The organism is Nocardioides iriomotensis, from assembly GCF_004168035.1.
Lineage (GTDB): Bacteria > Actinomycetota > Actinomycetes > Propionibacteriales > Nocardioidaceae > Nocardioides_B > Nocardioides_B iriomotensis.
This window is the reverse complement of sequence record NZ_SDPU01000032.1, coordinates 192,802-213,603: the sequence shown is the minus strand read 5'-3', so window position 1 is coordinate 213,603 and position 20,802 is coordinate 192,802. Positions and strand designations below refer to the sequence as shown.

At 72.7% G+C, this 20,802-nt stretch carries 23 protein-coding genes; 8 read left to right on the top strand and 15 right to left on the bottom strand.

Translation table 11 applies throughout. The annotated features are described in order from the left end of the window. Window position 1: 1 nt before the first annotated feature. The 8 genes from ETU37_RS18100 to ETU37_RS18065 form a co-directional block, all read right to left on the bottom strand. Window positions 2-601: a GTP-binding protein gene (locus ETU37_RS18100; RefSeq protein ID WP_129988729.1), complete on the bottom strand. Its 600-nt coding sequence runs from the start codon at window positions 599-601 to the stop codon at window positions 2-4. Next, the gene (locus tag ETU37_RS18095; RefSeq protein ID WP_240755816.1) at window positions 582-977 is read right to left on the bottom strand and encodes a DUF742 domain-containing protein; all 396 of its coding nucleotides are present in this window, start codon (window positions 975-977) and stop codon (window positions 582-584) included. Before ETU37_RS18095 ends, ETU37_RS18100 begins: the two co-directional genes overlap by 20 nt. After that, a complete protein-coding gene (locus ETU37_RS18090; protein WP_129988728.1) occupies window positions 974-1,405 on the bottom strand; it encodes a roadblock/LC7 domain-containing protein in 432 nt (143 codons plus the stop codon). Before ETU37_RS18090 ends, ETU37_RS18095 begins: the two co-directional genes overlap by 4 nt. Next, complete coding sequence (locus ETU37_RS18085; protein ID WP_129988727.1) at window positions 1,402-4,014, bottom strand: sensor histidine kinase; 2,613 nt, start codon at window positions 4,012-4,014, stop codon at window positions 1,402-1,404. Before ETU37_RS18085 ends, ETU37_RS18090 begins: the two co-directional genes overlap by 4 nt. A gap of 121 nt (window positions 4,015-4,135) precedes the next feature. Further along, complete coding sequence (locus ETU37_RS18080; RefSeq protein ID WP_129988726.1) at window positions 4,136-5,056, bottom strand: hypothetical protein; 921 nt, start codon at window positions 5,054-5,056, stop codon at window positions 4,136-4,138. A gap of 39 nt (window positions 5,057-5,095) precedes the next feature. Further along, a complete protein-coding gene (locus ETU37_RS18075; protein ID WP_129988725.1) occupies window positions 5,096-6,061 on the bottom strand; it encodes an NADPH:quinone oxidoreductase family protein in 966 nt (321 codons plus the stop codon). Between the two features lie 28 nt (window positions 6,062-6,089). Continuing rightward, window positions 6,090-6,269, bottom strand: a complete 180-nt coding sequence (locus ETU37_RS18070) for a hypothetical protein (RefSeq protein WP_129988724.1) — start codon at window positions 6,267-6,269, stop codon at window positions 6,090-6,092. A 40-nt stretch (window positions 6,270-6,309) separates the two neighbouring features. Continuing rightward, a complete protein-coding gene (locus ETU37_RS18065) occupies window positions 6,310-7,521 on the bottom strand; it encodes a M15 family metallopeptidase (protein ID WP_129988723.1) in 1,212 nt (403 codons plus the stop codon). Between the two features lie 130 nt (window positions 7,522-7,651). Between ETU37_RS18065 and ETU37_RS18060 the strand changes: the two genes are divergently transcribed. Then, a complete protein-coding gene (locus ETU37_RS18060; RefSeq protein WP_129988722.1) occupies window positions 7,652-7,918 on the top strand; it encodes a hypothetical protein in 267 nt (88 codons plus the stop codon). Window positions 7,919-7,936: 18 nt separating this feature from the next. Here the strand turns inward: ETU37_RS18060 and ETU37_RS18055 are convergent, their stop codons facing one another. From ETU37_RS18055 to ETU37_RS18045, 3 genes are read right to left on the bottom strand one after another with little or no spacing between them, the layout of a single operon-like run. Beyond that, on the bottom strand, window positions 7,937-8,536 hold the full coding sequence (locus ETU37_RS18055) for a TetR/AcrR family transcriptional regulator (protein WP_129988721.1): 600 nt from the start codon (window positions 8,534-8,536) through the stop codon (window positions 7,937-7,939). A 9-nt stretch (window positions 8,537-8,545) separates the two neighbouring features. Then, the gene (locus tag ETU37_RS18050) at window positions 8,546-8,707 is read right to left on the bottom strand and encodes a rubredoxin (RefSeq protein WP_129988720.1); all 162 of its coding nucleotides are present in this window, start codon (window positions 8,705-8,707) and stop codon (window positions 8,546-8,548) included. Next, window positions 8,704-9,918 carry an alkane 1-monooxygenase gene (locus ETU37_RS18045; protein ID WP_129988719.1) on the bottom strand — a complete coding sequence of 405 codons (1,215 nt, stop codon included), beginning with the start codon at window positions 9,916-9,918 and terminating at the stop codon, window positions 8,704-8,706. Before ETU37_RS18045 ends, ETU37_RS18050 begins: the two co-directional genes overlap by 4 nt. A gap of 106 nt (window positions 9,919-10,024) precedes the next feature. On the opposite strand from ETU37_RS18045, the gene yczE reads away from it, so the two are divergent. From yczE to ETU37_RS18025, 4 genes are read left to right on the top strand one after another with little or no spacing between them, the layout of a single operon-like run. Further along, window positions 10,025-10,681: a membrane protein YczE gene (gene yczE, locus ETU37_RS18040; protein WP_206054017.1), complete on the top strand. Its 657-nt coding sequence runs from the start codon at window positions 10,025-10,027 to the stop codon at window positions 10,679-10,681. A 10-nt stretch (window positions 10,682-10,691) separates the two neighbouring features. Beyond that, the gene (gene lepB, locus ETU37_RS18035) at window positions 10,692-11,396 is read left to right on the top strand and encodes a signal peptidase I (protein ID WP_165372590.1); all 705 of its coding nucleotides are present in this window, start codon (window positions 10,692-10,694) and stop codon (window positions 11,394-11,396) included. Then, window positions 11,393-11,911, top strand: a complete 519-nt coding sequence (locus ETU37_RS18030) for a GNAT family N-acetyltransferase (RefSeq protein ID WP_240755815.1) — start codon at window positions 11,393-11,395, stop codon at window positions 11,909-11,911. The genes lepB and ETU37_RS18030 overlap by 4 nt, the downstream gene beginning before the upstream one ends. Then, window positions 11,908-13,185, top strand: a complete 1,278-nt coding sequence (locus tag ETU37_RS18025; RefSeq protein ID WP_240755814.1) for a low temperature requirement protein A — start codon at window positions 11,908-11,910, stop codon at window positions 13,183-13,185. The genes ETU37_RS18030 and ETU37_RS18025 overlap by 4 nt, the downstream gene beginning before the upstream one ends. Here the strand turns inward: ETU37_RS18025 and ETU37_RS18020 are convergent. Together ETU37_RS18020 and ETU37_RS18015 are read right to left on the bottom strand one after the other, a co-directional pair. Continuing rightward, entirely contained in the window at window positions 13,182-13,736 is a 555-nt protein-coding gene (locus ETU37_RS18020; RefSeq protein ID WP_129988717.1) for a class F sortase, read from the bottom strand. The two genes, ETU37_RS18025 and ETU37_RS18020, sit on opposite strands and share 4 nt — an antisense overlap. Window positions 13,737-13,749: 13 nt before the next feature. Beyond that, a complete protein-coding gene (locus ETU37_RS18015; protein ID WP_129988716.1) occupies window positions 13,750-14,985 on the bottom strand; it encodes a hypothetical protein in 1,236 nt (411 codons plus the stop codon). Window positions 14,986-15,185: 200 nt separating this feature from the next. Between ETU37_RS18015 and ETU37_RS18010 the strand changes: the two genes are divergently transcribed. Further along, a complete protein-coding gene (locus tag ETU37_RS18010; RefSeq protein WP_129988715.1) occupies window positions 15,186-15,470 on the top strand; it encodes a YiaA/YiaB family inner membrane protein in 285 nt (94 codons plus the stop codon). 15 nt (window positions 15,471-15,485) lie between these two features. Here the strand turns inward: ETU37_RS18010 and ETU37_RS18005 are convergent, their stop codons facing one another. Both ETU37_RS18005 and ETU37_RS18000 read right to left on the bottom strand, forming a co-directional pair. Continuing rightward, complete coding sequence (locus ETU37_RS18005; protein ID WP_129988714.1) at window positions 15,486-16,991, bottom strand: sodium:solute symporter; 1,506 nt, start codon at window positions 16,989-16,991, stop codon at window positions 15,486-15,488. Window positions 16,992-17,097: 106 nt separating this feature from the next. After that, window positions 17,098-18,084 (bottom strand): hypothetical protein, encoded by a 987-nt coding sequence (locus tag ETU37_RS18000; RefSeq protein ID WP_129988713.1) that lies wholly within the window; start codon window positions 18,082-18,084, stop codon window positions 17,098-17,100. Between the two features lie 183 nt (window positions 18,085-18,267). Between ETU37_RS18000 and ETU37_RS17995 the strand changes: the two genes are divergently transcribed. Continuing rightward, window positions 18,268-20,031: an Ig-like domain-containing protein gene (locus ETU37_RS17995; RefSeq protein ID WP_129988712.1), complete on the top strand. Its 1,764-nt coding sequence runs from the start codon at window positions 18,268-18,270 to the stop codon at window positions 20,029-20,031. Between the two features lie 161 nt (window positions 20,032-20,192). Then, the gene (locus tag ETU37_RS17990) at window positions 20,193-20,699 is read left to right on the top strand and encodes a SigE family RNA polymerase sigma factor (RefSeq protein ID WP_129988711.1); all 507 of its coding nucleotides are present in this window, start codon (window positions 20,193-20,195) and stop codon (window positions 20,697-20,699) included. Window positions 20,700-20,802 lie beyond the last annotated feature (103 nt).

Sequence of the window (20,802 nt, the reverse complement as noted above, 5' to 3'; positions counted from 1 at the left end):
GTCAGTAGGCCTTCGCGGGGAGGGACTCGGTGAGCCGCTGGAGGGAGTACTCGGTGACCCGGATCAGCGACTGCTTGACCGACTCCCGCTCGCGGGCGTCGACGTTCATGATCGGCACGTGCTCGGGCAGCGCCAGAGCGGCCGCGACCTCGTGCAGCGGGTAGCGGCGGGCGCCGTCGAACTGGTTGACCGCGACGATGAACGGCAGGCCCTTGGACTCGAAGTAGTCGAGCGGCGAGAACGAGTCGTCGAGCCGCTCGGTGTCGACCAGCACGATCGCGCCGATCGCGCCGAGGCACAGGTCGTCCCACATGAACCAGAAGCGCTTCTGCCCCGGCGTACCGAAGAGGTACAGCACGAGGTCCTCGGCGAGCGTGAGCCGGCCGAAGTCCATCGCCACGGTCGTCGTGGTCTTGTCGGGCGTCTGCGACAGGTCGTCGACGCCCTGCGACACGTTGGTCACGAGCGCCTCGGTGCGCAGCGGCACGATCTCGGACACGGCGCCGACGAGGGTCGTCTTGCCCACGCCGAAGCCGCCGGCGACGACGATCTTGGTCGACGCGGCCCGGCGCGCTGCGGTGCTAGTAGCTGCGGAGGCCACGGAGCGTCCTTTCGATGAGCTCGATGCGCTCGTCCTTCGACGAGCTCTCGGTGATGGTCGCCTGGACCCGGACGAGGCCCTGCTCGACCAGGTCGCTGAGCAGGACCCGGACGACGCCGATCGGCATCGACACCAGGGCCGACACCTCCGCCACCGACCGCTGGTCGCAGACGTCGAGGATCTGCCGCATCGCCGGGCTCAGCGGCGCGTCCGCGTCGCGCGGGTGCATGCGCAGGGTCGCCTCCATCGGGAGGTCGACGTTGGCCTTGGTACGGCCCGAGGTGATGGTGTACGAGCGGACCAGGCGGGCCGACGTCGTCGGCTCGCCCGTCTCGGCGTTCTCGTCCGGAGGCACCATGGCGGTCGTCCCGCTCACCCGCCGGCGCCGAGCCGGGCCTGGGCCTGCACGGCGCGACCGACGCGGTCGACGAGCAGGGCCATCTCGTAGCCGACCTGGCCGATGTCGGCGGCCTCCTGGGTGAGCACGGCGAGGTTGGAGCCGTCGCCGACGCTCATCAGCATCAGGTAGCCGTGCTCCATCTCGACGATCGTCTGCAGCACCGCACCACCCTCGAACAGCCGGGAGGCGCCGACGGCCAGGCTCGCCAGGCCGGACGACACGGCCGCGACCTGCTCGGCGCGGTCGGCGGGGATGCTGGAGCTGGCAGCCATCAGCAGGCCGTCGGCGGACAGCAGGATCGCGTGTGCCGCGTCGGGTACCTCGTCGACGAACCGGGTGACCAGCCAGTCCAGGTTGCGCTCGTCCTGGGCGGACGGAACGGCGTGGAGGTGGTTCTCGCTCATGCTCGATCAGCTTCCGTGTGCGGGTGGTCGGTGGGCGGGGTCGTGGCGGCGCGGCGACCGCGGGACACACCGGCGGCGTGGGCGGCGAGCCGCGCGCGGATGGCCTCCGGGTCGCGGGCGATGCTGCCGGTCTGCTTGGTGACGCCGCCGGGGACCAGCGCCGCGCCGGGCCGGCGCTGCGGCAGGCCGGACTCGGCGAGCTCGGCCGGCGGGGCGTCGACCGCGCGCTCGGCGAGCTGCCAGCCCTCCTCGACCTCGCTCGTCCGCCAGGGCTGTCCCTCGCCGCCGGAGCTCAGCCAGGCCGAGCGCATCGCGCGGAAGATCGGGGTGTCGAAGTCGTCCGCGTCGGCGGGGGACGGGACGTAGTCGCCGCCGAGCGGGTCGGCGTTGCGGGCGAGCGCGGGTACGTCGGGCTGCACCGGCTCCGGCGCCGGCGGGACCGGCTCCTCCTTGGCGACCGGGGCGACGGCTGCGGCCGGTGCGGCCGGCTGCTGGTCGGCACCCGGACGGGGCGTGCCGATCGGCATCAGCGGCGCGGCCGGCGAGTCGGCCAGGCTCGCGCCGGGACGGCGGGTCGGCAGTCCGCCGCCGGGACCGCCGCTGAGCCCGCTGCCGAGGGCACCGCCGAGGATGGCGTCGAGACGGGAGCGAGCGGCCTGGTCGGCAGCGGCCTCGTCGTCGGCGCGACCCACCGGGGCGAGCGGCGCGGGAGCGGTCGGGGCGGCCACCGGAGCCTCGTCCTGCTCGGCGGCAGGGGAGGCGGGGGCCGGGGCGGGTTCGCGCAGGTCGGGCAGGATCGCGGTCGGCAGGTGGACGGTCGCGGTGGTGCCGCCCTGGCCGTTGCGGTTCAGCTCGACCACGATGCCGTGCCGCTGCGCGAGGCGGGCGACCACGAACAGGCCCATCCGGCGGGTCGAGTCGGCGCTGATCGTGGCACCCGCGCGCAGCCGCTGGTTGAGGGCGGCCAGTGCGTCGTCGGGGATCCCGAGGCCGCCGTCGATGATGTCGAGGACCACGCCGTCGGCCCGCAGCGACGAGCCGATCGCGACGGTCGAGGACGGCGGGGAGTAGGCGAGGGCGTTGTCGACCAGCTCGGTGAGCAGGTGCACGACGTCGGAGGCCGCCTCGTCGGAGATCCGGGTGGTCAGCGTGCTCGAGCCGACGTGGACGCGCTGGTAGTCCTGCACGCCCGCGGTCGCGGCCTGCATCGCCTCGCCGACCGTGAGGCCCTGCTGGCCGGACGGCTGCGACGGCGCGTCGGCCAGCACGAGCAGCGAGTCCGCCGTACGGCGCATGCGGGAGGCGAGGTGGTCGAGCCGGAACAGGCTCTCGAGGCGGGCCGGGTCCTCCTCGTCCTTCTCCAGCGAGTCGATCAGGCCGAGCTGCTGGTTGACCAGCGAGGTGTTGCGGCGCGAGAGCGTCACGAACATGTCGGAGACCTGGGCACGGAGCTCGGCCTCGCCGGCCGCGAGCACGACGGCCTGCCGGTGGAGGTCGTCGACGGCCCGGGCGAGCTGTCCGACCTCCTCCTGGGTGGTGACGTCGATCGGCGTGATCGGCCCGGGCTCGCCGCCGGCCCGGATCCGGGCGACCGCGTCGGGCAGGTCCTCGTGGGCGACCGAGAGCGCGCCCTCGCGCACCTTGCGGATCGGGGTGAGCAGCAGGCGGGAGACCAGCAGCGCCAGCAGGATCGCGGCGAGCAGGGCGCCGGCGGTGAGCGCGGCGTTGAACAGCGCGCGCGTGCGGGCGGCGTCGGCAGACGCCGCCAGCTCCTCGTCGACCGCGTCGAGCAGCGAGCCGACGAGCGTGTCGTAGCCGGCGTACGCCTCGGCGCCGCCGAGGTCGGTGCCGCCGGTGCGCACCGCGCGGGTACGGCGTGCGTTGTCGGTGAGCAGGTCGAGCACGGCGGGCTCCGCCTCGCCGAGGTTGGAGGCGAGCCGGTCGATGGCCGCGCCCTCGGCGCCGAGCTCGGCGAACAGCTCGAGTGAGCCGGTGTCGCCGGTGCGGTCGGTGGCGACCAGGGTCTGCTGCATCGCGAGCGAGAAGCGGCCGGCCAGCGCCTCGTTGAGCAGCTGCAGGTTCGGCTGCGGCTCGAGCTGCGCGTCGGCGATCGTGGAGACCAGCCGGTTGACGCCGGTCTGGAGCTGGCGCAGCTGGGCGACCCAGGTGCCGGGGCTGAGGGTGTCGCTCTCCTCGCGCAGCACGCGGCTCAGGTCGAGGACGACGTCGACCTGGTGGGACTGCTCGGGCGTGAGGTCCGCCGACTCGCGGGTGCGCTCGAGGTCGTTCGCGGCGGCCTCGAGGTCCTGGACGGCGGCCTGGACCTCCTGCTCGCCGGCGCCGGTGCCGCTCTGCGCGGCGACCATCGCCCGCGACGACGCGGTGAGGTAGGCGATCGCGGGATCCAGGATCGTGACCTGGCGGGCGCTGGCCGAGGAGTTCTCGGCCTCGTTGAGGTCCGTGGCGACCCGCAGCCCGCCCAGGGTGGCGGCGAGCACCAGGGGGATCGCCAGGGCGAGCGCGACCTTGCGGCGCAGTGGCCACGAGGACAGCGCGAAGACCGACGCGCGGCCGCGACCGGCCGGGGTCTGATCGCTCTCGTCGCTCAAGGGTGCTCCTGGGGTTCCATCGAGTGTTCCCACCGCGGGGGTTCGCGAGGCAGGTGAGACCAAAGAGAGAAAATCTTGGCATGGATGGCGTGGCGCCGCTTGACTTCGTCAGTCTCGAAGGTTACGGCTCCGCGCCGGTTCCGTGTCGGGATTGCCCGCTTTCCTCCGCACCACCCCGTCTGGACCAGCGGGCGAGCAGCCACCGGCGACGCCGGGCGGGCGCCGCGGGCGGTGCCGCGCCCAGCCAGCCGGGCGGCGGTTCGGTGCTGCTGGTGCCGTCGGCGTAGTGGAAGTCGCGGCCGATCCCGGCGCGGTAGGCGTCCTGCGGGGTGGCGAACCGCTCGCGCGTGTGCGGCAGCATGCTCGGCGTCCAGAAGGTCGGCAGGTCGACCGGCGGCAGGCCGGCCTCGGCGCGCCAGCGCTCGACGAACGGCCGCAGCGTGATCGGCCGCGGGTCGGCGGCCCAGCGTTCCGTGAGCCGCTCGACCACCTCGACGAACCGGGGGTGGCCGGGCCCGGCGGCCTGCATGGTGGCGAGGGCGTGGACGTGCTCCCAGACCCGTGCGCGGTCCGTGTCCACCAGCCTCCGGACGGCCTCGTCCGGGTCGTCCACATCGGCGCGCAGCCGGCGCAGCGCCTCGTCGAACCACGCGGTCACCTCGACCGCGACGGCCGCGGGGTCGACGCCGGCGGTCAGCAGCCAGGCGTCCTCGGGCCGCGCCGGGCCGGCTCCCGCGTCCGGAATCCGGAGGTCGAGCGCGATGGGGGCGTTGGCGGCGACGTACGGCTGCCTGGCCGGGTCGACGCCGAGGATCTCGCCCACCAGCTCCCAGGTGCCCGGCGGCCAGCCCACCGCCTCGGCCCAGAACTGCACCTCGTCGGCGCTGTTCCACTTGTCGTTGCGCAGCGCGAGGAGCACCCACCCGCCCGACGAACGCCGCTCCCACCAGGTGGCGCGACCCTTCTTACGCAGGCCGCGCTGCTTGAGCGCGGGTGCCACGTGCTCGCGGACGAGCCCGTCGAACACCTGCGGCATGGTCATGTTCTGGTTATCGGCCGGCGAGGTCGATGGGATGAGGAGTCACAGCCGGACGACGGACTTGCCGACGGTACGGCGGTCGGCCAGGTCGGCGAGGGCGGAGCCCATCTCGTCGAAGGCGTAGGTGTGGCCGATCGGCGGGGCGACGACGCCGCGCTCCAGCATCGGCAGCAGCTCGTCCCACTGCGACCGCATGAAGCCGGGGCGGGCCATGGCGTAGGCGCCCCACCCGACGCCGCGGACGTCGATGTTGTTGAGCAGCAGGCGGTTGACCTTCACCTCGGGGATCGCGCCGCCGGTGAAGCCGACGACGAGCAGCCGACCTCCGGGCGCGAGCGACCGGAGCGAGTCGGTCATCAGGTCGCCGCCCACCACGTCCAGCACGACGTCGACCCCGTCGCCGTCGGTCAGCTCCTTCGTCGCGGCGAGGAAGCCGTCGACCAGCACGACGTCGTCGGCGCCGGCGGCGCGCGCCACCTCCGCCTTGGCGTCGGTCGAGACCACCGCGATCGTGCGGGCGCCGTACCCCTTGGCGACCTGGAGGGTCGCGGTGCCGACCCCACCCGCGGCGCCGTGCACGAGGACGGTCTCGCCGGCGCGCAGGCCGGCCCGCGTGGCGAGCGCGAACTGGGCGGTGAGGTAGTTCATCGGCAGCGCGGCGCCGGCCTCGAAAGACACCGCGTCGGGCAACGGGAAGACGCTGTCGGCCGGGAGGGCGACGACCTCGGCGCCGCCGCCGTACGGCAGCACGCACGCCACCCGGTCACCGGCGGCGTACCCGGAGCCGTCCGGCGCGGAGCGGACCACGCCGGCGAAGTCGACGCCGAGGGTGAACGGGACGTCGGGCCGCAGCTGGTACTCGCCGCGGGAGAGCAGCAGGTCGGGGAAGCTGACCCCGACCGCCTTCACGTCGACCACCACGTCACTCTCGCGCGGGGTGGGCTCGGGGACGTCCACGACGGCGACGCCGTCCGGGCCGTCGAGACGGGTGACCTGGATCGCGCGCATCACGGGAGGCTAGCGGGTCGGGCGGGGCTCAGCCTCCGCCGGTGACGCGGAGCATCCACTCGACCTCGCGCCAGTAGTCGTCCTTCTCCTCCGGCAGCGCGGAGGCCTCGGAGGTCGCCACCATCTTCTCGGGCGGGATGGGGTCGGGCAGCCGGGAGTACTTGCTCTTGCCCGGTCGCTCGTCGGGCACCTCGTGCAGCTGGGCCATGGCGACCTCCTCCTGCTCCGTGAGGGAAGCGTACGCCGGGTCAGCCCGGTCGGACGACGCTCGCGAGCTCGAAGTGCATGGGGTCGGTGTAGTTCCAGTCACCGCCCCAGGCGAAGCCCCACTTCTTGAAGATCGCCACGACGTCGCGGTCCATCTCGCCGACCGTGCCGCGCTGGTTGCCGGGTGTGTTGAGGTCGACCGCGATGCCCCACGAGTGCAGGCTCAGGCCCTTGGCGGGGTCGTAGCCGATGAACCGCGGGTAGTAGCAGCCGGCGTACTCGTCGGGGTGGATCGCCGGCCCGAGGCCACGGCTCACCACCTCCTCCAGCGCCGCGCGCAGCTGCGGGATCATCACGCGGTGGCAGGTCACGTTGCCGAGCAGCGGCACCTGCTCGGTGCGGATGTTGGCCGCCACCCAGGCCGGGTCGGGCGTGATCCGCCCGCTCGGGTGGGCGGTGTAGCGGAACGACCCGACCGCCTCGGCGGCCGACGTGCCGGTGAGCACCGCGGTCTTGGCGACGTCGGTGTCGAGCTCGAGCGCGAGCACCTGGAGCGACGCGGTCCTCCCGAGGATCTTCTGCATCTTGTCGGTCAGCACGGACGGGGTGAAGCGTCCGGTGGACACCAGCATCGCGTTGTCGGCGGGCATGCCGAGGCGCTCGCCGAGCGGCCGGGTGACGACGGCACTGACCTGCTTGGCCATCGGCGCGTAGGCACCGATGTGCACGTGCGGTGCGTCCGACGTGGTGCCGAGCTTGAGGTAGCCCCTCGGGCCCTCGAGCCTGCGGCCGACCGACGGGTCGACCATGACCTCGCCGCCGGCGAGACGCTTCCACACGTCGGTGGCGACGGCGGTCGTCTGCGGCGTCCACCGCCGGTAGGCGTCGACGTCCACCGAGCCGATCGTCAGGGTCCGGCCCTCCAGCGACAGCGAGGCGAGCGACAGCGGCATCGCGGCCTTCACGCCGTCGAGCGCGCGGATCCGACGCTGCACCTTCTCCGGGATCGGCTTCGTGCTGCTGATCAGCACGTCGGGGCGCAGCAGCGGGGTGCGCAGGTCGCCCGGCGCGTCGACGGCGTACGCCGCGGTGGCCGAGGCGCTGCTCGCGGGGGTGGTGTCGGCGTCCGCCGGCTCGGCGGTCTCACCGGTGTCGGGGCCCTCGGTGCAGGCGGTCAGGGTGCCGGCGGAGAGGGCACACAGCAGCGCGGCCGCGGCGAGCGTGCGCCATCGTCCACGGTTCTCCCGCCCCATGCGGACCCCCTCCCGGTCGTCCTCTCAGTCTGCCCGACGCGGCCCAGACGATTCGTCCGCGGTTGACGCGGTGATCCAGGCGGGCGACTCCCGGACGAATCCGGTGGACACGTCGGGGTACGCCGGGGACATGAGCGAGAACAGCACCGAAGACAGCGCCGGGAAGAGCAGCGACGGGACCCCGCAGGACGAGCGCGGCGAGCGCGAGACGCCCGAGGTCGGGCTGATCGCCGACGAGGACCTGCCCGAGGACCTGCAGCCGACCGACGACAACCCGCTGGCGAAGGACCCTTCCGAGACCGACGACAGCCAGGAGGGCGACTCCTCCGACTCCGGTCCCGGCCCGTCCGGGGGGCAGAAGGTCGAGGGCATGCCCGACATGGGCGAACCGGGCTGAAGCCCCCGATTCGCCTCGTCAGCCGCGCAGCACGCGCGCGACGATCCAGGCCAGGTCGTCGGCGGTGGCGGCGGGGGACGAGCCCGGCTGCATGACGTGGCTGAGCACGAGCCGGACGATCGCGTCGATCGCGACCGCGCGCTGGTGCGGGCCGAGGTCGACGTCGGGGAACCGGTCCAGCCGTTCGTCGATCACCGCCGTCGCGGCGGCGATGAGCGGCTGCGCGTCGGTGGTGAGGAAGGGCAGCAGCTCGTTGTTCGACGCCGGCTCGTTGCCGCGCGAGACGCTGTGCGCCGAGGCGAGCAGGGCGTGCAGCAGCGGGTTGCCCTCGGCCATCACCAGGATGTGCTCGGTGGCCGACCGGATCGCGGTCACCAGGTCGTCGGCGGCGTCGAGCTCGCGCTCCACGATCGCGAGGAACCGCTCGAGCTCGCGCAGCACCATCGCCTGGCCGAGCGCCGGCTTGGTGCCGAGCTCGTTGTAGACGGTCTGCCGCGACACCCCCGCCCGGGTCGCGACCTTGCTCATCGTGACCGCCGCCCAGCCCGACTCGGCGGTGATGTCGGCGGCGCTGGCGAGCAGCCGCTCCCGCACGCTCGCCTCGGTCGTGGTGGTCACGCATCCACCCTAGGCAGGCTCGAAGTCGACCTTCTCCCGCACGCCGCAGTCGGGGCAGCACCAGTCGTCGGGTACGTCGGACCAGGCGGTCCCGGCCGGGAAGCCCTCGCGCTCGTCGCCGGTCGCCTCGTCGAAGACGTAGTCGCAGCCCGGGCAGACCCACCCGCTCACGCCGCGGCCCCGTCCGCGACCACCGCCGCGGCGCCGTACTTGCGGAGGACGCGGTCACGCCGCGACGGCTGGATGTTCGCGCGCGTGATGTCGCCGCCGAAGTGCCGCAGCACCCGGGCGTCCATCACCGCGAACCACAGCGGCGGGACCAGGGCCAGGATGATCAGCCCGGCGTACCCGGTGGGCAGCACCGGCGACTCCTCGAAGTCGCGCAGGGTCTGGTAGCGCCGGGTCGGGTTCGCGTGGTGGTCGCTGTGCCGTTGCAGGTGGTACAGCAGCACGTTGGTCGCGATGTTGTTGCTGTTCCACGAGTGGCTCGGGTCGACGCGCTCGTAGCGGCCGGTCCTGTCGGGGCCGGTGCGCTGCCGCAGCATCCCGTAGTGCTCGAGGTAGTTCACGACCTCCAGCAGCGAGAAGCCGATCACCGCCTGGATCAGCAGGAACGGCAGGATGCCGAGGCCGAAGACCGCGACCAGGGCCCCCCACAGCACGAGCGACATCAGCCAGGCGTTGAGCACGTCGTTGCCGATCGTCCAGGCGTGCTTGCGCCGGCGGGTGATCCGGCGCTTCTCCAGGTTCCACGCCGAGCGCACCGACCCGACGACGGTGCGCGGCCAGAACGCGTAGAACGTCTCGCCGACGCGGCTGCTCGCCGGGTCCTCGGGGGTCGCCACGCGGACGTGGTGGCCGCGGTTGTGCTCGATGTAGAAGTGGCCGTAGAAGCTCTGCGCCAGCGCGATCTTGGCCAGCCAGCGCTCGTGCGACTCCTTCTTGTGACCGAGCTCGTGGGCGGTGTTGATGCCGATGCCGGCGATGGTGCCGATCGTCATCGCGAGGCCGATCTTGTCGACCGTGCTCAGGGTCGGCTGGGTGAACATCCAGCACGCCCACACCAGCGCGGCGTACTGGATCGGCAGGAAGAGGTAGGTGATCCAGCGGTAGTACCTGTCGTTCTCCAGCGCCTCGATCACGTCGTCGGGCGGGTTGCTGCGGTCGAGCCCGGCGAGCAGGTCGATGGCCGGCACCACGACGAAGACCACGATCGGGCCGAGGAACCAGAAGACGCTCCACCCGGTCCAGGTCACCAGACCCCAGGCGAGGAAGGCCAGCGACGGCACCACCAGGCCGAGCAGCCACAGGTAGCGCTTCTTGTCCTTCCACTGCGCCGTCGAGCCGGCGGGGACGGTCTGGTTCTGCGGGGCCTGGGTCATGCCGCACCTCCCGGGATCAGGTTTACAAAACCATAGAATCTGTAAAGTGCCTCGTCAAGGGTCGGACCGGTCGGAATAGAACCGCGTCGGAGGCCCTTGCCTCCACGTGCCCACCCCGCCGACCGCCCGCGCCCGCCTGCCCCGTCGCCTGGTCCAGCTGTTCGTCGGCCTCGCGCTGTACGGCGTGAGCCTGGCGATGCTGCTGCGCGCCGGGCTCGGCCTCGCGCCGTGGGACGTGCTGCACCAGGGCCTCGCCGAGCAGCTGGGCACGACGATCGGGCAGATGTTGATCGCGGTCAGCTTCGTGGTGCTGCTGCTCTGGATCCCGCTGCGCGAGCGACCAGGCGTGGGGACCATCGCCAACGCGCTGCTCGTCGGCGTCTTCGTCGACCTCACCCTGCTGTGGCTCGACGACGCGCAGGCGATGGCCTGGCGGGTCGGCCTGCTGCTGCTCGGCGTGCTGCTCAACGGCGCCGCGACCGCGCTCTACATCGGCGCCTCCCTCGGCTCCGGCCCGCGCGACGGGCTGATGACCGGGCTGGTCCGCCGGACCGGGCGCTCGGTCCGCCTGGTGCGCACCGTCCTCGAGGTGAGCGTGCTCGTCGTCGGCTGGCTGCTCGGCGGCACGGTCGGCGTCGGCACGGTGCTGTACGCCGTCGCGATCGGGCCGGTCGCGCACGCGCTGCTGCCGGTCCTCACCGTCCGTGGGACCGGCCGGGGCGATGCCCGGGGAGATGCCTCGGGCGTTGCCGAGACCGCCTAGGCTCCTCCCCATGAGTGCACGGGCGGCCGCTGAGCCGAGGAAGCGGCGGTCCGTTCCCGTCTGGGCCGAGACCATCCTGCTGCTCCTGCTCGCCCTGGCCGTCTCGGCCGTGGTCAAGACGTTCTTCGTGCAGATGTTCTTCGTCCCGTCCGGCTCGATGCGCCCGCTGCTGCAGGAGGACGACCGGATCCTCGTCGAGAAGGCGTCGTACTGGGGCAGTGCGCACGTCGAGCGCGGCGACGTCGTGGTCTTCGCCGACCCGCAGGGGCAGTGGCTCGGCCCGCTGGTCCAGGAGCCGACGCCGTTCCAGAAGGTGCTCGGCAGCCTCGGCCTGTACCCGACCGGGGGCCACCTCGTGAAGCGGGTGATCGGCGTCGGCGGCGACCACGTGGTCTGCTGCGACGACAAGGGCCGCATCCGGGTCAACGACGTGCCGCTCAAGGAGAAGGACTACATCGCGGAGGGCGCGTCGCCGTCCGACCGGAGGTTCGACGTCGAGGTCCCCGAGGGCCGCCTGTGGGTGATGGGCGACAACCGTGGCGACAGCGAGGACTCGCGGTTCCACCAGGACCTCCCCGGCGGCGGCAGCGTGCCCGAGTCGCTCGTGGTCGGCAAGGTGTGGGCGGTCGTGTGGCCGTTCGACCGGTTCCACCGGCTCGAGACCCCCGACACGTTCACGAACCCCGCGCTCCAGATCACCGGCGCGATCCGGTGACCTCCGACGTCACGCTGGTCCGGCTGGACCTGGCGACGATGGCCGCGCTGGTCGACGGCGACCTCGACCGGGCGTCCGCGCAGGCGGGCGTGCCGCTGACCCGCTTCCTCGTCGACGAGGCGTGGCTGTGGCGGATCCGGCACGACCAGGTGCTCGCCGATCCCGAGGCCGCGGACTGGGTGGCACGGGCGGCGCTGGTCGACGGCGAGGTCGTCGGGCACGTCGGCTTCCACGGACCGCCCGACGACGCCGGCATGGTCGAGGTGGCCTACTCCGTCGACCCGTTGCGCCGGCGCCGGGGGCATGCGCGTCGGCTGCTCGCCAGTGCGCTCGCGTGGGCGGCGTCGGACGCGCGCGTGCGGACGGTGCGCGCCAGCATCAGCCCGACGAACGTGGCGTCGATGGCGACGATCCGGCCGTTCGGGTTCACCCACGTCGGCGAGCAGTGGGACGACGAGGACGGTCTCGAGCTGCTCTACGAGAGGCCGGTCGCGCTGGCATCATCAGGCGGGTGAGCCACCCCCTCGTCCCGGACCTGGGTCACCGCCGGCGCCGGCTGTCCGGCCGCGACCCCGACGAGCCGCACCGCACCGCCACCCCGCTCGAGCTGCTCTACGACCTGGTCTTCGTCGTGGCATTCGGCCAGGCCGCGAACGAGCTCGCCCACTACGTCGCCGAGGACCACGTGCGCACGGGCGTGCTGGGCTTCGCGTTCGCGGTGTTCGCGATCTCATGGGCGTGGATCAGCTACAGCTGGTTCGCGTCGGCGTACGACGAGGACGACTGGGTCTGCCGGCTCGCGACCATGGTGCAGATGGTCGGCGTCGTGATCCTGGCGCTGGGCCTGCCGGAGGTCTTCGCGTCGATCGACCACGGCGAGGTGCTCGACAACGGGGTGGTCGTCGCCGGCTACATCGTGATGCGCGTGCCGATGGCGTTCCAGTGGCTGCGCGCGTCGCGGCACGACCCGGCGCGCCGGCCGGCGCACCTGACGTACGTCTGGACGATCCTCGTCGCCCAGGTCGGCTGGACCGCGCTGGTCTTCCTGTCGCTCCCGATCGGCACGACGTTCGCCCTGTGCCTGATCCTCTACGCCATCGAGCTGGCCGGTCCGGCGATCGCCGAGCGCCGCAAGGGCGGCACCCCCTGGCACCCGCACCACATCGCCGAGCGGTACTCCCTGTTGGTCATCATCACCCTCGGCGAGGGGATCATCGGCACCGTCGCGTCGCTGTCGGCGGTCGTGCACGGTCCCGCGGGCTGGAGCGTCGACGCCATCCTCGTCACCGTCGCCGGCGTCGGCCTCACGTTCGGCCTCTGGTGGTCGTACTTCACCGCGCCCTGGGGCGAGCTCCTCGCGCTGCACCGGGAGCGCTCGTTCTTCTGGGGCTACCTGCACATGCTGGTCTTCGGCGCTCTCGCCGCGGTCGGCGCGGGGCTGCACGTCGCCGCCTACTACCTCGAGCGCCACACCGAGATCGGACCCGTCGGCACGGTGCTCAGCGTCGCGGTGCCGCTGGCGGTGTTCGTGGTCGCGCTCTACGCGATCTGGACCGCGATGATGCGCACGTGGGACCCGTTCCACACCGGTCTGCTGCTCGGTACGGGCGCCGTCCTCGTCCTCGCCGTCGCGCTCGCCCAGGCCGGGCTGGACATGGCCTGGTGCCTGGTCGTGCTGGCCCTGGCTCCCGTCGTGACCGTGGTCGGCTACGAGACGGTCGGGCACCGGCACCAGGAGGCCCTGATCGCGGCCATGAAGGCCGAGCGGGCCGAGCGGGCCGACAGCTAGACGGGCCGGGCGGTGACGACCACGTTGCTCTCGTACACGTGGCCGTCCCAGTCGGTGCAGGTGACCAGCACGAGCCGTGCGGGCCCGCCGCGGCCGAAGAGCGCGCGCCGCTGCGCGGCCAGCTCGGCCCGCGAGAGCACCTCGACCTTCGTGGCCTCGTAGTTGACCCGGCCCTCGCGGGTGCGCACGACGACGCGGTCGCCGCGCCTCAGGTCGCCGAGCCGGTCCATCACCCCACCGCCGCTGGAGACGGTGTGGCCGGTGAGCAGGGTCGGGCCGTGGGCCGCGCCGGGCTCGGCGCTGCGCCGCCACCAACCCACGTCGTGGACGTCGGCGGGCGGGTGCAGCACGCCGGAGGTCTCGACCTCGATCGGGACGACGGCCGCGCGCAGGTCGAGGGAGGGTACGACGAGGCGCACCGGCGCGGCCGGGGCGATGCTCGCGCGGGCGGGGACCGCCGCGCCGGGCCGCAGGAAGGCCAGCGCGGCGGCCACGCCCACAAGTGCGACGAGCGCCAGGAGCGGGCTGAACCGGTCGCCGTCGCGGCTCATCGGCGCACCCGGCTCACCGGTGGCTGCCGCGGAAGCCGCCCAGCGCACCGACAGCGGCGGCCACCAGGGCGACGGCGGCCGGGCCGAGGGGCCCGTGGTACCAGGGCTCGGGCTCGTCGGCGACGCCGGACGCGATCACGGTCGGCACGCGCGGCAGCTTCTTGGCGGGCTTCTCCGGCGGCGCGGGCGCGGCCTGCGCCACCTGCGCGACGCGGCCGTTCGGACCGCAGGCGACGTGGCCGACGTCGACGGTGGCTAGCGGCGCGTCGGCGACCTGGGCGGCGGCCGGCAGCACCTCCAGGCTCAGCGCGGTGACCTGGATGCTGTCGGCGGTGCGGACCTGCTTGTTCAGCACGACCTTGAGGACGTTGTCACTCAGCGGCTTCAGCTGCGGGCCGACCTGCGCGAGCACGCCGTCGACGATCTGCTGCTGGACCGGGTCGATCGCCGCGGCGAGCGGGGCGGCCTGGCCGTCGAGGGTCTGGGTGAGCTGCGTGCGCAGCCCGTCGAGGACGGCGGTGCCGACCTTGTCGAGGTTGACGAACAGCTCGGTGTTGGGGGCCGGGTCGACCGGGAGGTCGACCACGTCGACCGCGGTGCCGCCGAGCGACAGGGTGAGCCGGCCGTCGGCGATGTGGCTGCTGCCGTCGACCCCGGCGTCCCCGGCGACGCAGCGAGCCTCGATCGCGCCGACGGTGCCGGCGAGACCGGTCTCGCCCAGCGGCGCGAGGCCCTGGCTGACCGCCTGCGTGACCGGTCCGACCACCTGGTCGAGCACCGGCTGGAGCCCGTTGAGCGGCGCGAGCGACGAGGCCGGGTCGGCCACGACCGCGCCGGTCAGGTCCAGGTTGGCGATCGAGAGGCCGAGCGGCTGGCCGGGCGTGAGGCAGCGCGACGCGCCGACCTGGGCGACCGAGCCGCCGTTGCCCGCGACGCCCGCGCAGGCGGCCGACGTACCCGCGCCGTCGACGACGCCGGCGGTGGCCTCCTGGGCGAGGACGCCGACGTTGAGCAGCCGCTGGTTGCCGAGCACGGCGGCGGGCGGGTTGGACGTGCCGGTGACCTGGACCCCGTTGCCCTCGTCGACCGCCCGGACCGTGCCCGAGTCGGCGGGCTGCCCGCCCACCGAGCCGCGGACCGCGGTGGCCTCGGCGTTCGAGAGCGTATCGGCGGACGCGGGGGCCGCGCTCAGAAGCGTGAGTACGGCGAGCGCTCCGAGAGCGCTGGTCCAACGTGCCGTCCGTGCCACGGCGAGTCTCCTGCTGGGTCCCTCTGTCGAGCCGGAGGCCGCGACCCCGTCCGTCCCGCCGGGACCGTCCGCCCGGCCTCGTGGGCCTCCTGACCTGGTCAACGACGTCGGGCGGCGGAGGTTATGGATGAGTAGTGACGCCTTCTGCCTGAGTAGCGCGACGGATGTCCGGGGCGCCCGGCCGGGCCGATGCTCGGGGCATGTCGAAGACTCCGAGTCCCGCCAACACCACTGCCTTCTACGCGCAGGCCGCGATCGCGTTCGGCCTGGCGATGACCGCGATCACGCTGGGCATCTGGAACCTCCCGGTCGACGCCTGGATCCGCGCGTTCCTGATCGTGTCGACGATGTTCCTGGTGTCGTCGGCGTTCACGCTGGCCAAGGTCGTGCGGGACGCCCAGGAGCGCAGCGAGGTCACGGCGCGGATCGACCAGGCCCGGGTCGACAAGATGCTGGCGGAGCACGACCCGTTCGCGACGCCGTAGCCGGCCGGGACCCGACTAGCGGCGGCCCAGGTCGAGCCGGGTCTCCTCGTCGGCGGCCTCGTCGGCGAGCGGGGAGTCCTCGCGGTGCCGCAGCGACAGCAGGCCGCCGACCACGAGGGTGATCGCCACACCGATGGCGGTGTACCAGGTGAACCCGACGACCTCGCGCTCGAACAGGAAGAGGTAGGCCATCGTGGCGACCGCCACCCCGAAGCCGACCATCGCGTCGAGCTGGCGGGCCTTGCGGACCCACAGTCCGAGGAAGAACGAGCCGAGCAGGCCGCCGTAGGTCAGGCCGGCGACGCTGAGTCCCAGCTCGACGACCGGGTTGTCGGTGCCGCGGAACAGCGCGGCGGCACCGATGAACACCACGCCCCAGCCGAGGGTGAAGACGCGCCCGAGGCGCAGGCCCTCCTCGTCGCTGAGCCGGCGGTCGGTGAAGCGCTCGTAGAGGTCGGACATCGTGGACGACGACAGCGCCGAGAGGGACGACGACAGCGTGCTCATCGCGGCGGCCATGATCCCGGCGAGCAGCAGGCCGGAGAGCCCCGGCGGCAGCACGTCGACGATGAAGGTCGGGAAGATCTCGTCGCCGGTGGCCAGCCCGAGCTGCTCGGGGGTGCGGCCGTCGTAGTAGGCCCAGAGCCCGAGGCCGACGACGAGGAAGAGCGCGAACTGCACCGCGACGACGAGCGCGCTGGCCACGACGGCTTTCTGCGCGTCGCGCAGGGAACGGCAGGTGAGCAGCCGCTGCACGATGATCTGGTCGGCGCCGTGCGAGGCCGTCGAGAGCAGCGCGCCGCCGATGACCGCGGTGACGAATGCGTACGGCGCCGACACCGGGTCGGACGTGAAGTCGAGCACCTGCGTCTTGCCCGCGTCGGCAGCGGCGGCCAGGAAGCTGCCGTCGGTCCCGGCCACGACGTACCCGAGAGCGACGACGCCGCCGACGACGTACAGGAACATCTGCATGACGTCGACCCACACGACGGCGCGGATGCCGCCGACGAAGGTGTAGGCGACGGTCACGAGCCCCAGGACAGCGATGATCACGAAGTAGGAGAGGTCCACGCCGATGCCGGCGAGGATCACCTTCATCGGGATCGCGGCCGCGAAGAGCCGGACACCGTCGGCCAGCAGCCGGGTGAACAGGAACGCGACCGACGCGAGCCCCTGCATCCCGCGGCCGAAACGAAGGCCGAGGTAGGCATAAGCGGTGGTCATCTCGCCGCGGTAGTAGCGCGGCAGCAGCACGAACGCGACCACGATGCGACCGAGCAGGTAGCCGAGCGCGACCTGGAGGAAGGTCAGCGTGCCGAGGTAGGCCACCGTCGGCACGCTGATCACGGTGAGCGCGCTCGTCTCGGTGGCGACCACCGACAAGCACACCGCCCACCAGGGCAGGTCGCGGTCCCCCAGGAAGTAGCCGCGCAGGTTGTCCTGGCGGCCCGAGAGGCGCAGGCCCAGCCAGGCCGACGCGGCGAGGTAGACGACGATGACGGCGAGGTCGAGCAGCTGCACGGGGCGTCTCCTGGTGACTTCCGAGAATGGTCAGCCCGGAGGGATAGACCTCCGGTCCAGTCGAACGAGAACCGATGGTCTACCCGCCGTGCGGCGCTGTCAAGTGTCAGGACGCCTCGGTGATCGCGGCGACCCGACGCCCGCGGAGCCGCGGCACCGGTAGGTACCGCACCTCGCGGAACGCCCGCGGGTGCGAGCCGTAGGCCAGCAGCGCGAGGAAGACGCCGTAGACCGGCAGGTGCCCGACCAGCTCGGTCTGCCCGAACAGCAGCAGCGTCGCGTTGAACGGCACCATCGCGACCAGCACCGCCACCTGGGGCAGCGCGCCGGAGATGACGAGCAGGCCGAACAGCAGCTCCACCGACCCGGCGACCGCGACGAAGGTCTCGGGGGAGAGGTGGATCCCGACGAGGGAGAAGACGTCGAGGGCCGGGAACTCCTCGAGCGTGTGCACGGCCATCACCGGGTTGGTGAACTTCTCGGTGAACGCGAGCGCGATGAGCGCGGTGCCGACACCGAGGCGGAGCACCAGCAGTGCGGTCCGGGTACGGCGGGCGTCGTACTCGACCGCGCCGTGCCGCTCGGCCGACGGCGGCAGGACCACGAGGAACGCCGCCACGGCCGCCAGGTTGGCGCACTCGAGCAGCGCCATCGGGCCGGTCGCGGCGGCCAGCACCGGGCCGAGGGCCAGGACGAGCCAGGCGGCCGGCCGCAGCGCGACACCGGTCACCAGCCAGATGCCGACGCCGCTCTCGAGCAGCAGCAGCGCGGTCCCGACCGTTCCGTGCAGCTCGACCGCCGGGGTCAGGAACGCACCGGTCGCGCCCAGCGCCAGCAGCGTGACGCCCAGGTGGATGCCGAGGAGCCGCGGGACCCACGGCACCAGCCGTCCGAGCGGCGACAGCGCGCCGAGCTCCGGCCGCTCCGTGCGGCGACCGACCAAGCGCCAGGCGACCGTGACCGCCAGCATCGCGGCGGTCAGCGTCAGCGGCAGCCAGGAGAGGTAGAAGGACCAGTCGCCACCGGTGTGCGACGGCACGAACCAGCGCTCGTGCAGGGGGACGGCGGGCAGGACGAGCGGCGTGAAGGACATGGCTGCGTGACTCCGAGGTGGGCGGGTGGACCGACGGCACCCAGCGTGCTGCCCGCCGTTCACCGGACGCATGAGTCCGCGGTCCCGACCGTCCCGGGACCTTCGGCCCGATCTGCCTAGGCCACTTCGAGAAGTCCGCGGCAACGGGTTCCGACCGGTTTCCGACGGTCAACAACCCTTCGCATGAATCCCCCTAGATCCGTACGTCTACTCGCCGCGGCCACCGCCGCGGTCACGACGACCGCGCTCGCCCCCGGCCTTCTCCTGGCACCCGCTCACGCCGCGACCAAGGCGTTCCCGGGGGCCGAGGGGTTCGGCACGGACACCCCGGGCGGTCGGGGCGGCACCGTCTGCAAGGTGGTCAACCTCAACGACTCCGGACCCGGGTCGCTCCGCTCCTGCGTGGAGGCGTCGGGGCCCCGGTACGTCGTCTTCGGGGTAGGCGGCACCATCTCCCTCAAGAACCGCATCACGGTCTCGAACCCCTTCCTCACCATCGCCGGGCAGACCGCCCCCGGTGGCGGCATCACGCTGCGGATGGACCCCACTTCGGGCACCGACCAGGGGACCATGCAGATCGCGACGCACGACGTCGTGGTGCGCTACGTGCGCTTCCGCCCCGGCAACGGTGGCGCGGCCGACGACAGCCACGACGCGATCACCATCTACAAGCCCGGCGTCGCCAACGTCGTTGTGGATCACGCCTCGTTCAGCTGGGCGGTGGACGAGAACGTGAACACCTACGACGGCTCCACGGACATCACGATCAGCAACTCGATCATCGCCGAGGGGCTGAACAACGCCGGACACCCGCTGGGCGAGCACTCCAAGGGCCTGCTCTCGGGCGGTGTCGACGCGCACAACGTCTCGATCCACCACAACCTCTTCGTGTCCAACGTCGACCGCAACCCGCAGGTCAGCGGCGTCTCGGTGGCCGACATCCGCAACAACGTGATCTACAACTACGGCGACGGTTCCGGCGACGGCGTCACGCTGATCTCGTCGAGCAAGGGCCAGCCGCGGGTGAACTGGGTCGGCAACTACTACAAGCCCGGCCCGAACAGCGACCCGAACCGTGCGGAGTTCGCGACCTACAACGGTGACACCGGCGCCAGCCACCAGTGGTACGGCGAGGGCAACAAGCGCTGGACCTCCGCCGGTGACGCCGACGCCCGGATCGGCCAGGCCGTCGGCCAGGTGTCGACGCCGTTCGCCGCGGCACCGGTGACGACCACCTCGGCGGCGCAGGCGTACACCGACGTGCTCGCCAACGCGGGCGCCTCGCTCGTGCGCGACGCGGTCGACGAGCGGCTGGTCCGGGAGGTGCAGACCGGCGTGGGTTCGTTCAAGGACGCCCCGGACGCCTACCCGACCCTCGCCGCCGGCAGTGCCCCGGTGGACACCGACGGCGACGGCATGCCCGACTCCTACGAGTCGTCCCACGGCACCAACCCCGGCGCAGCGGACGCGGTCGGGGACGCCAACGGCAACGGCTACGACAACATCGAGGACTGGTTCAACTCCCTGGCCGTGGGCCGGGTGACGGCCTTCGACCCGGCGGCGGGATCGGGCACGGCACCGGCCGCCAGCACCTCCGCCGACACGGCGGCGCCGACCGTGGCGAAGATCCGGCCGACGCGGGGCGCCAAGCGCGTCGCGCGTGACGCCAACGTCAAGGTCACGTGGACCGAGAAGCTGCGGCGGGCGTCCGTCAAGAAGGACTCCGTCGTGCTGACGAGGAAGGGCTCGTCGAGGAAGATCGACGCGACCCTCACCTACATCCCTTCCAAGAACCGGGTCCGGCTCGACCCGGAGCGCGACCTTCGGAAGCGAGCGACCTACCGCGTCGTCGTCAAGAGCACCATCACCGACAAGGCCGGCAACGCGTTCGACGCGAGGGTCAAGCCCGGGTCGCAAGCCCTCCGGTGGTCGTTCACCACCCGCTGAGTCGAGAGCAACCTCACCCCCACCGAAAACGGCGAAGGCCCCGGACGTGACCGTCCGGGGCCTTCGTCGACGGTGGATCCGTTGCTGGTCGCCCCCCACCCGCGGTGGCCGGATTCTGCGTTCAAGCAGATGACAGGGTTCCGACCGAGGAGAGTGGCGCCATGGACCGGGAGGGCGAGCTCAGGGAGTTCGTCTCGGCGCGCGGAGCCGCGCTGTCCCGGGCGGCGTACCTGCTGACGGGCGACCACCAGGCAGCCGAGGACCTGGTGCAGGAGACCTACGTGGTCCTGGTCCGGCGCTGGCGGAAGTCAGGCACGGTGGACCCGGAGGCCTATGTCCGCAGGATCCTGTACACCCGCTTCGTCGACGGCTGGCGACGCCGGCGGCTCGTGGAGGTGCCCTGGGCCTCACCCCCTGACACCCCGGCCGGTGACGAGGCGGGGACGGCCGGCGATCGGCTCACGCTCGCGAGCGCGCTGGCCCGGCTGACGCCGCGGCAGCGCGCCGTCCTGGTGGCGCGGTTCTACGAGGACCTCACCGAGTCGCAGGCCGCGGCCGCGTTGGGCATCAGCACGAGCACGGTGAAGTCCCAGACCCGGGTCGCCCTCCAGCGGCTCCGGGAGCTGGCCCCCGACGTGGTGACCTCGTTCGAAGGAGTAGAGACATGAGCGGGCTGCGCGAGGCGCTCGACGAGATCGTCGCCACCGTCCCGGCGTACGGCGACCTCGACCGAGCCATCGCCCAGGCCGAGCGGGAGCGGCGTCGCCGCTA